The sequence below is a fragment of the Vibrio sp. T3Y01 genome, assembly GCF_013114525.1.
Lineage (GTDB): Bacteria > Pseudomonadota > Gammaproteobacteria > Enterobacterales > Vibrionaceae > Vibrio > Vibrio chagasii_B.
Window position 1 is genome coordinate 97,561 of the sequence record NZ_VTXJ01000018.1, and the last position, 10,117, is coordinate 107,677.

The 10,117-nt window shown below is 44.7% G+C and carries 10 protein-coding genes; all 10 read right to left on the reverse strand.

Translation table 11 applies throughout. The features are described 5' to 3' along the window. Positions 1-13: 13 nt before the first annotated feature. Positions 14-325: a flagellar hook-basal body complex protein FliE gene (gene fliE / locus F0232_RS18160; protein WP_061033698.1), complete on the reverse strand. Its 312-nt coding sequence runs from the start codon at positions 323-325 to the stop codon at positions 14-16. Positions 326-458: 133 nt separating this feature from the next. Next, entirely contained in the window at positions 459-1,868 is a 1,410-nt protein-coding gene (locus F0232_RS18165) for a sigma-54 dependent transcriptional regulator (protein ID WP_105059164.1), read from the reverse strand. Positions 1,869-1,901: 33 nt separating this feature from the next. Further along, positions 1,902-2,942 carry a PAS domain-containing sensor histidine kinase gene (locus F0232_RS18170; protein WP_004739832.1) on the reverse strand — a complete coding sequence of 347 codons (1,041 nt, stop codon included), beginning with the start codon at positions 2,940-2,942 and terminating at the stop codon, positions 1,902-1,904. A 184-nt stretch (positions 2,943-3,126) separates the two neighbouring features. Next, positions 3,127-4,593 (reverse strand): sigma-54 dependent transcriptional regulator, encoded by a 1,467-nt coding sequence (locus F0232_RS18175; protein ID WP_008218264.1) that lies wholly within the window; start codon positions 4,591-4,593, stop codon positions 3,127-3,129. A 229-nt stretch (positions 4,594-4,822) separates the two neighbouring features. Beyond that, complete coding sequence (gene fliS, locus F0232_RS18180; protein ID WP_008218262.1) at positions 4,823-5,233, reverse strand: flagellar export chaperone FliS; 411 nt, start codon at positions 5,231-5,233, stop codon at positions 4,823-4,825. Between the two features lie 12 nt (positions 5,234-5,245). Further along, positions 5,246-5,551 (reverse strand): flagellar protein FliT, encoded by a 306-nt coding sequence (locus F0232_RS18185; protein ID WP_004739828.1) that lies wholly within the window; start codon positions 5,549-5,551, stop codon positions 5,246-5,248. A gap of 3 nt (positions 5,552-5,554) precedes the next feature. Next, the gene (gene fliD / locus F0232_RS18190; RefSeq protein ID WP_105059163.1) at positions 5,555-7,582 is read right to left on the reverse strand and encodes a flagellar filament capping protein FliD; all 2,028 of its coding nucleotides are present in this window, start codon (positions 7,580-7,582) and stop codon (positions 5,555-5,557) included. A 22-nt stretch (positions 7,583-7,604) separates the two neighbouring features. Beyond that, positions 7,605-8,030 carry a flagellar protein FlaG gene (gene flaG / locus F0232_RS18195; protein ID WP_008218257.1) on the reverse strand — a complete coding sequence of 142 codons (426 nt, stop codon included), beginning with the start codon at positions 8,028-8,030 and terminating at the stop codon, positions 7,605-7,607. Positions 8,031-8,110: 80 nt separating this feature from the next. Continuing rightward, positions 8,111-9,241: a flagellin gene (locus F0232_RS18200; protein ID WP_061033702.1), complete on the reverse strand. Its 1,131-nt coding sequence runs from the start codon at positions 9,239-9,241 to the stop codon at positions 8,111-8,113. A gap of 588 nt (positions 9,242-9,829) precedes the next feature. Continuing rightward, on the reverse strand, positions 9,830-10,117 hold a 288-nt coding region (locus F0232_RS18205; protein WP_253821956.1), incomplete at its 5' end, for a flagellin.

Below are 10,117 nucleotides of genomic sequence, written 5' to 3' on the forward strand. Positions count from 1 at the left end.
TTAACTACCCAACTTATACCGGCATATTCATCAGCTCTTTGTATGACTCAACCAACTTATTTCTAATTTGGATTGTCGCTTCAAAGGCCACACTAGATTTATTACGAGCAATCATCACATCAGACAGCGACACACTTTGATCACCGCTATCAAAACGAGTTTGTAGATCCCCTGAGGTCTTTTGCAATGAGTTCACATTGTTGATGGCTTGCGTCAGCATGTTGCCGAAGTCTGCACCGACCGTTTGCCCTGTCGCAGCAGGACGCGCGCTCGCAGCTTCAACCATCATTGCCTGCATCTCGCCTTGTAAACCATCTATTCTCATTTACTACCTCAAGGAGTCAAATTTATGACTATCTATTTTGCTGTATTATTGACAGAGCAATTAGCGTGCCATACCTAAAAACGACTAGATATCGTATTACACTAGTCAGAAAGCTGACACTACTAATCTGTGCTTAGTTTGGGATATCTATTCCAGCATCGCGCATTTTTGCTAACTTATAGCGCAATGTGCGAGGGCTAATACCGAGTTTCTCAGCCATATCTTTACGTCGGCCGTTACATGCGATCAAAGTTTCAAGGATGATCGCATACTCTTGATCTCTAAGCTCATTCCCCAAACCTTCACTGCTTGAAGCGATTTTGTTGATTGGGTTTGCTTCCGCAATAGGCTTGATATCTGGTGTTGCCACATCGCTACCTTCCACAATCTGCTGTAGGCCACTAGCGTCTTGCCAATCCACCCCTTCAAGTAGGATATGCTCACCAGAAATTTTTTCTTCTTCGCTCAGAATCAACGCGCGCTGCACGACATTATCAAGTTCACGTACATTACCCGGCCACGGATAATTGACGAGTTTGCTGATCGCTTGAGGTGACATGACCGGAACTGGCATACCCAGTTTGGTACAGTGGCGCTCAACTAAGTGCTTCGCCAAAGGCTCAATATCACCTTTACGTTCACACAGTGGAGGCCAAGAAATTGGGAAAACATTCAAACGGTAGTACAAGTCTTCACGGAAATTACCCTCAGACACATACTGTTTTAGATCTCGGTTACTGGTCGCGAGTACACGAACATCAAGTTTAATGCTCTTACGGCTACCTAAACGCTCAACTTCACGCTCTTGCAGCACACGCAACAACTTAGCTTGCAGGCCAAGATCCATTTCACTGATCTCATCGAGTAAAATTGTACCGCCTTGAGCTTGTTCAAACTTACCTGGACACGCCTGAATAGCGCCAGTAAATGCACCTTTCTCATATCCAAATAGAGTCGCTTCCAACATATTGTCAGGAATTGCCGCACAATTAATCGCGACGAACGGACCATCTTTACGGTTTGAGGCGTTATGGATGTAACGCGACATCACCTCTTTACCAGAGCCGCTCGGGCCCAAAACCATGACATTGGCGTCCGTTTTTGCCACTTTATCGGCCAGCATCATTAGCTTGATGCTTTTTTCATCAGCAACGATGGCATCACCATTGTCGTCCGATTTTACGGGAGCATAACGGCTCACCATGTTTAGCAGTACTTCTGGCGCAAATGGCTTTGCCATATAGTCGATAGCGCCCTCTTTCATTGCAGCGACGGCGTCTTCGATGTTGGCATAAGCTGTCATCAACAATACAGGGAGATTTGGCCAGTGCTGCTTGATGTTTCTTAACAGCGCTAAGCCGCCCATGCCTGCCATCTGAACGTCAGAGACAACGATATCAACGGAGTTCGATTTTAGTTTGACCAGAGCATCTTCTGCGCAATCTGCTTCTAGCCATTCATAGCCAGCAAGCGCGAGTGTATCGACAAGGGCCTCGCGTAGACCTTCATCATCTTCGACGATTAACACTTTGCTTTGAGCCATAGGATTCTCCAGTGTAAATTCAGTTAAAACTTATTAGTCTTCAGTAGAAGCGCTTCTTTCTAGTGGCAAGCACATGGTAAAGCATGCGCCATCACCTTCTTCTGATATCAATTCCAGTCGACCTTCATGTGCTCGACATACCATTTGTACAACCGCCAAGCCTAAGCCTGTCCCTTGCGAGCGAGTGGTAAAGAATGGTTCCATGATTTTACCTTGAAGCTCTTTCGGTACGCCGGGACCACTGTCTTGTACTGATATCTTAAGCTCGCCGTTTACCGGCCTAAAAAATACATCTATCTGTGATTCTTTGCCGGCAATTTGAACCGCATTCAAAACCAGATTACTTAAAGCAGAGGCAATCGCGTTGGCATTGCCGAACATTTGAGTCTGTTCGCCTTCCACTTCTTGGCAGTAATCAATTTGGTTCGATTTCAACGCTGCTTCGACCATTGGCTGAAATTCTGTGATCAATTCAGCCACAGTAAAAGGCTTCACCACCTTATTATCGCCGCCCTTAGCAAACAGCAGCATGTCATTAACTTGCTTCTCTAAGTCATGAAGTCTATCCATAAGCTTAGATTGAAAACGTGTCTTCGTTGCCGGTGGTAGATTCGGTGCGGCAAGGTTTGACGCATACAACATTGCACTAGAGAGCGGTGTACGAACCTGATGAGCAAGTGACGCCACCATTCTACCTAATGACGACAGACGCTGGAGATCACTAACTCGTGATTGCAGCAAACGCGTCTCGGTCAGATCGGTAATCAAAATTAGCTGACCCGTAGTCGAAGCAGAAATCGCCAAACGTACCTTTCGACCGTTCTTTAATGAGATCTCATGACCATCATCGTCTTTGGGATCAAAAGCACTTTGGATAACAGAAAACCACTTCTCTCCAACCAACTCGACGCCAAGAATGCGGTGCGCTTCGGGGTTTGCTTCTCTTACTTCACCATGGGTATCTAACAAGATGACACCAGCAGGCATAACATCGAGCACTTGCTTATAGCGCTCAACCTGTTGCTCAACAGAATCTAGGTGTGATTGATTTTCTGGTTCGTTAGATACGTGCATGTCAAAAATTTGCCTCAAATACTAAAACAGCCTGACACGCACAAAACGAGTCAGGCTATTTGCTATATTTATCACATAGTTAAGCAAGCAACAACTCGACTATGGTTTATCTTATCGCTTAGCTAAAATGAACGATTAGCTAAAAATTTCGTGTGTGTTTTTCCGTTTTTCGAAAAGCAGAACACTAACGCTGCAGATTGTATTTACGCATTTTCTCAACCAGAGTGGTTCTGCGCATGCCTAACATGTCTGCCGCTCGAGCAACAATACCGCCTTGAGCTTCCAAGGCTTGATTGATCATATTCACTTCCATATCAGCGAGCAGCTCTTTCAGGTTCACACCTTCCGGTGGTAATTCCTGAGGTGCATTCGCATTATCAGTCATATCATCTTGCTGATCGAAGCTGAAATCTTCCGAGAACAGGTCAGCTAAAGCGTCACGCTCTTGCTCTTCCTCAGAAACAAAGCTATTAAACTCTGGTTGAAATTCAGGGATGTCACTGTACCGATACTTAGTTGGCAGATGGTTTACGTCCACTAAGCTATTCGGATAGAGAATAACCATGCGCTCCACTAAGTTCGCCAATTCACGTACGTTACCTGGCCAATCGTGCTCCATCAAAGAGTTAATCGCGCGAGGCGTAAAGCAGATAGGCATACTGCCTTCCGCTTCCATTCTCGTCATAAGCTCTTGAAGTAGTAGAGGGATATCTTCTTTACGCTCTTGTAATGCCGGCATTTCAATCGGGAATACATTCAAGCGGTAATAAAGATCTTCACGGAATGAATCATCGTCGATCATATCTTCAAGGTTACGGTGTGTAGCCGCAATTACTCGAACATTCGCCTGGATAGTGCAATTGCCACCTACACGTTCAAAGCATCGCTCTTGTAGTACGCGTAGCAACTTAACCTGCATCGCCATTGGCATATCGCCAATTTCATCAAGAAATAGTGTGCCACCTTCAGCTAGCTCAAAACGTCCTTTACGTGCCGTAATTGCACCTGTGAATGCGCCCTTCTCATGACCGAAAAGTTCACTCTCCAGCAAATCTGGTGGGATTGCACCACAGTTCACTGGAACAAAAGGACCAGTGCGACGTTTTGAATGGTAATGAATGTTACGAGCAACCACCTCTTTACCGGTACCAGACTCACCGAGAATCAGTACGTTGGCTTCGGTAGAGGAAACTTGTTCAATCAAGTGACGTACTTCTTGAATGCCAGCACTTTGACCCACCAGACTGCGAAACAGCGTGTTCTTACGGGCTGAAGAGACAACCTGAACACCTTTGCGTCCTAAGAAATCTTTACAGTGTCTTAATGCATCACTTAATTGGGGATAGTTAAGAGGCAGCTCGAGTTCACCAACAAAATTGGTGAGCTCGTCAACCGGGTGGTTGTTTTTGCCAATCACAAGTAGAGGGATGTGATTCGCGTGAACAAGCTTATCATTCAGTAATGCGTTGAAGCCTTTACCTTTTATTGAGCCAATAATGCAACCAGCCCACTGTAGTGACCAGTCGACTTTGCGCGCTTGTTCAGAGCTGATTACTTCGCAGCTCTCTCCTACAAACTCTAATATTGTGCTTAAATTGTGACGATCTTGAGCGTTATCGTCGACCACAAGCAGTTTTGCCAAACCTTGCATAAGTAGGAATTATTGCCTTTATTTTGGTGCGATGCGGAAAAACGGTGAGCAACGTATTCCATAAAATTAAGAATTCTATCTATGATTATGGTTTACGAGGACAAATTTATGAAATCAGCAACGAAAAAAAGCCATTAGGCTATCTAATGGCTTCTATTTTATTTGATTAAAAAAATAAGGCAACCAACCAATTAGAGGATCTAAGGTTAGTTAAAACTGCAGTTTTTCTTTAAATACCGACTTCAGCAGACGTCAAGTTGTGATATTCATTCGGAATTTGGTCCCAAGCGCTCTTAATTTCGCGGATAATATCGATAACATCATCAATAGGCTGTGGGTCATTTTTGTGATTTGCCGCAGAAATTTGCGTGATCATGAACTCATAAAGTTGATCTAGGTTTTTCGCAATATCACCACCATCGTCCATAGAAAGGCAGCTACGAAGGCTAATAATGATGTCTAGAGCCTTACCAAGTCGCTCACCTTTCACCGGGATATTGCCCGCTTGCATTGCCGCTTTACCTTGGATTAAACGCTCGATAGCGCCGGCCATTAGCATTTGCACAATCTTATGCGGTGAGGCAGCCGTTAGCTGACTATCCACTGATACCTTTTTATATGCCTGTAAAGAACCGCGCATAGTAAACCTCTTCTATAAAAACTTTTTGTATTGTTGAACTGACTTGGCACCATGTCGGTACTTGTGCAGGGTTTTCCCTACCCGTCCAGTTTCAGACTGCATCAATTCGACTAATTTTCTTGTTCTCGAAATGGCTTCAAACCACTCCGAACTTTGCTTAACGTCAGGGTGTGAATCGATGAATTGAAGCACGTTTTGCAATAACTGTTCTCTGTTATCGACAAGCGTCGCTATTTCTTCAGCATTAATTTCACTAAATTCGAGCTTAGAGATAATTAATTGATCTAGTTCACAAAGCTCTTGAAGCTGACTGGTCATCTATTAACCCAACGCATTCATCATGCTACCAAGCTGAGACTGCATCTTACTGGTTGCATCTTGCATGGCGGTGAACTTAGAGTGAGTACGACTCTCAAGACTGTCCATACGGCGATCTAAGGCGTTTTGGTCGTCTGCTAAGCGGTAGTTTTGCTCAACCAGACTCTTTTCTCGAGTACGAATTGAACCAGTAATACCAGTGATACCCTGAATCGCATCTTCGACTTTTTTAGCAAAGCCATTGTTGCCGCCAAAAAACTCGCCCAGCTTATCAAAGTTATTGTTTAGCTGTCGGTCGAGCATGTCGTAGTTGATCTCTAACGAGCCTTGCCTAGTGGTCGTGATACCAAACTCTGTTAAAGACTTAAGGTTGTCTGGTGCGCCTTCGATACTTGATGAGAACACCCCTTTCAATCGTGAGTCTGCGTTACGGACCGTGCTGTCACCAGAAAGTGGGCCTTTTTGTCCAGTCGCAGGATCGACACCCGCCAAGTTTTTAGACACTTGGTAAAACTGGTTGTAAGAATTCACAAAGGCTTCGATGTCTTGACGAACACTATTACGGTCGTACTCAACTCCAATTTCTGCTGGCGGCTTATCTTTTGGCGTCTTTCCTTTCACCGTAATATCAATGCCTTCAACGGCATCTTCAATCACATTGTTATTACTAGAGAGCTGAGCGACACCATCCAGTACCACCATTGAATCTTGACCAGCTTGGACTTCGGTCATGCCGCTGTAACTATCAAAAGATTGTTGAGCAAGCGCCAAATCAGCTTGCGCCTTGTCGACTTTCTCTAAGCGCTCTCGCTCTTCAGGCTCTAATTTGGCACGCTCGATATTTTTTGCTTGCTCTGCGGTCAATTCACCGTTTTCTACTTTCTTGGCCAGATCCGCTTTTTCTTGAGCGATCTTCTCTTCGATACGTGCTTGCTCTGCCTCTAGCTTTTGCTGGGCCTCTTTCGGTGTCACATATGAATCAGTCAAGGTACCTGAGGCCGTGTTTGACCAACCAGGAACATCAGGCGCCTTCTCGATCGCTTTTTCGTCAAGCTCAAGTTCTGGTGTGTAATAAGAATCTAACAGCGTGCCAGAAGCCGTTTCCGTCCAACCTGGGATATTGTCTTCAGGCATGACAGATTTTGCCGCCTGAGCTGCATCTAGGGCAGCTTGGCCATCTGCAGCGGCTTGTTCACCGAAGCTAAGGCTTTGAGAGCCATCTTCTGCAGGAGACGTTGAGTCCGCTTGAGAACCTGGAATGATATTGCCGTCTTCGTCGACAGCTTCATCGGCTTTCGGGACATCGTCAGAGATAGCCTCATCGATAAGATCAACGGCTTTTCCAGCAGGTGTAAGACCAAGTACGTCTTGAGCGGCAATACGAGCTTTCTCTAGCGCTTCAACACGTTCTTCAAGGGTTTTGTATTCGAGTTTTTTTAGAGGATTTGACGCATCAGAGTCGACACTGATACTAATTTGTTGATCGGCACCAGATTGGTTGGAGGCGACAATAAGTCGTGGGCCTTCGACATCATTGATAATAGACGCGCGAACGCCTGGGTTTCTATCTGCACCGTTGATGCTGCGAACAACATCGATTAGCTTTGATCTATCGCCAACTTGCACATCAAAGCTATCATCACCAAGCGAAACCTGCAGCTTACCTGGGCCAAATTTCATGTCATCAGATAGAACATCTGACGCAACTTTATGACTCTGGGCAAGCTGCAACACATCGATGGCGTATTTGCCAGCGATCGCTTCAGTAGTCGCGGTTGCAGAAACAAGCGCTTCATCAGTACTTTCTACTGTACGTACAGCGAAAGCTTTTTCCTGACGAAAGTTTGTCATCAGGTTTTTCATCGAATCGAGAGATTCTCTGAGTCTTCCATAGGCACTAATGCTGGTATCGATTCGCGCTCTTTCATTGTCGATTCGTTGCTGTTTAGGTACACGCTCCGAATCCACAATTTTGCTGACCATGGAATTGATATCCATGCCAGACGAAATCCCCATTGGGCCAAAACTCATTAAACCACCTCAATAATACGACTTAGACCTTCACCTCAAATATTCTACTATTCGAGTTTTGGGCTGCTAGGCGTCTTAGAATTTCAAGCATTTCTTCATCGGGTATCTGACGAATAATATCGCCGGTTGTGGTTTCATAAATAGTCACCACATCCCTTCCCGATTCTTCATCGACCTTAAAGGCAACCCCCTTGTTAAGAGAGGAGATAAACTCGTTTACCTTCTCCACCATCTTGACTCGCTCTTCATCATTTAGCTCTTTTCTCTCTTGAGCTAATTGAATCGCTGCTTCGGTAGCTTCTTCTTTCGATTTCTCTACCTTGCCATAAGAGGTTGCTTCTTTCAGCCGTGAAATGCTCGACGCACTACTACCTTCATCGCTTGCAATTTTAATGCCATTAGGTGAGCCATAAGGCTGGATGTTCGATGCGTTAGATGGTATTTCCATAACACTCTCCCTCCATCCTTCATGAGCCAACAGTAAAACTCCACGTAAAGCGGAGTTTACCGCTACTTACCGAGGTAAGTTTAGCCCAATAAGCTTAAAGCTGCTGATGGTGATTGTTTTGCTTGAGCTAGGATAGAAGTACTCGCCTGTTGTAGGATTTGAGACTTCGTCATTGCTGTTGTTTCTTTCGCGTAATCGGTATCTTTGATACGGCTCTTAGACGCATTAACGTTTTCGTTGATGTTTTCTAAGTTGCTGATTGCGTGGTCAAAACGGTTTTGGAAAGCACCAAGAGATGCACGTTGGCTATCTACAGATTTTAGAGCGCCATCGATGATAGATACCGCTTCGTTTGCACCCGCAACTGATGTTACGTCGATGTCATTTACGGTTACATCTTTGCCTGCGCCAATACCTAGCTCACTTGCAAGGCTGCCACCAAACTCAACATCACCTTCAACTTTTTGGCTAGAAGCGAAAAGTTGTAGTTTACCGCCTTCACCTACAGACGCTTTAACGTCTTGGCTTTGACCGTTGATGTAAGTTGCTAGCTCTTCGATATCGTTGCCTTCTTTAGCAGAGATAGATAGCTCTTGAGCTTCACCGAACTTATCGTTGTATTTGATAGTCAGGTCAGCACCAGCACCTACACGCCAAGATGCATCTTTACCTTCAGTAACACCGTAGCTCTTACCACCCATGTCTTGAGTGTCAGTACGCATGTTGCTCATAGAAAGCATTACCGCTTCACCTGAGTCAGCACCGATTTGGAAAGATTGGCTACCGTAAGTACCGTTAAGAAGCTTGTTACCACCAAAAGAGGTTGTTTCAGCGATACGGTTAAGTTCTGTGTTTAGAGCAGATACTTCTTCTTGGATAGCAACACGCTCAGACTTGCTGTTTGAACCGTTTGCAGATTGAAGAGAAAGGTCACGCATACGTTGCAGAATGTTGGTTGACTCATTCATCGCACCTTCAGCTGTTTGTGCAATAGAGATACCGTCATTTGCGTTTTTCACAGCCATATCTAGGCCACGGCTTTGCGACGTTAAGCGGTTAGAGATTTGTAAGCCTGCAGCATCATCTTTTGCGCTATTGATTTTATAGCCAGAAGACAAACGCTCCATTGATTTTTGAGTACCTTCAGCCGCGTTATTTAGGTAACGCTGAGCCGTCATTGCAGACACGTTAGTGCTTACATTAATCGCCATAGTTGATCTCCTTTAGGCATTTTTTAATGCACCCATGTGACTCTCACCTCACACAAATACATATCAATTTGTTTACGCACCACTGTCTCTCTCACCTTACATTGGTACATATCATTTCTCTCAATCCCTTTAACGGCGCCTTAATTAGAAGCTTTAATAAAAAATGTGTTTTTTTTCGCATTATTTTCAATAACAAAGAAAAGTGTGATCGCCATTCAATTAATCGACCGATATGCGCTAAAGTTTCCCGTTTGCTTAGATTAATAAGCATGGGGTTGAATACAAAAGACAACTGAGATCCCTGATATCTCGTTCTACTCGATTCTGGGATGACGGAATGATGCTGAAGATTGATAGACTAACCCGTCATTCCCTACAGGGAGGGACGACCGTGATAGGGAATCTCGCTTGTCATCCACACCTTACTTAGCAATTCCCCTACACATTTTTGCGATTCGTAGAAAAGCAAAAACCCAGCCGAAGCTGGGTTTGTTTAGCGCTCATCTCTCACCACGAGCTAATTTGTGGAAGCCTTACGTTAACGCTTTGTTTCAACAACACTTATAGTCAACGTGGCTTTTTAATCGATTAACCTAGTAGGCTAAGTGCCGAGTTCGGTGCTTGTTTCGCTTGAGCAAGAATCGAGCTTGAAGCTTGAGAAAGGATCTGAGACTTAGTCATCTGAGTCGTTTCTTTCGCGAAGTCAGTATCTTTAATACGGCTCTTAGATGCATTAACGTTCTCGTTAATGTTGTCTAAGTTGCTGATAGCGTGGTCGAAACGGTTTTGGAAAGCACCTAGCTCTGCACGGTGGCTGTCTACGTACTTAAGTGCTGCATCGATTACTGCTACAGACTCTTGTGCGCCGCCAACAGA

Coding starts and splice junctions, on each gene's coding strand:
- fliE (WP_061033698.1), bottom strand. CDS start 325: ATGAGAATAGATGGTTTACAAGGCGAGATGCAGGCAATGATGGTTGAA.
- F0232_RS18165 (WP_105059164.1), bottom strand. CDS start 1,868: ATGGCTCAAAGCAAAGTGTTAATCGTCGAAGATGATGAAGGTCTACGC.
- F0232_RS18170 (WP_004739832.1), bottom strand. CDS start 2,942: ATGCACGTATCTAACGAACCAGAAAATCAATCACACCTAGATTCTGTT.
- F0232_RS18175 (WP_008218264.1), bottom strand. CDS start 4,593: ATGCAAGGTTTGGCAAAACTGCTTGTGGTCGACGATAACGCTCAAGAT.
- fliS (WP_008218262.1), bottom strand. CDS start 5,233: ATGCGCGGTTCTTTACAGGCATATAAAAAGGTATCAGTGGATAGTCAG.
- F0232_RS18185 (WP_004739828.1), bottom strand. CDS start 5,551: ATGACCAGTCAGCTTCAAGAGCTTTGTGAACTAGATCAATTAATTATC.
- fliD (WP_105059163.1), bottom strand. CDS start 7,582: ATGAGTTTTGGCCCAATGGGGATTTCGTCTGGCATGGATATCAATTCC.
- flaG (WP_008218257.1), bottom strand. CDS start 8,030: ATGGAAATACCATCTAACGCATCGAACATCCAGCCTTATGGCTCACCT.
- F0232_RS18200 (WP_061033702.1), bottom strand. CDS start 9,241: ATGGCGATTAATGTAAGCACTAACGTGTCTGCAATGACGGCTCAGCGT.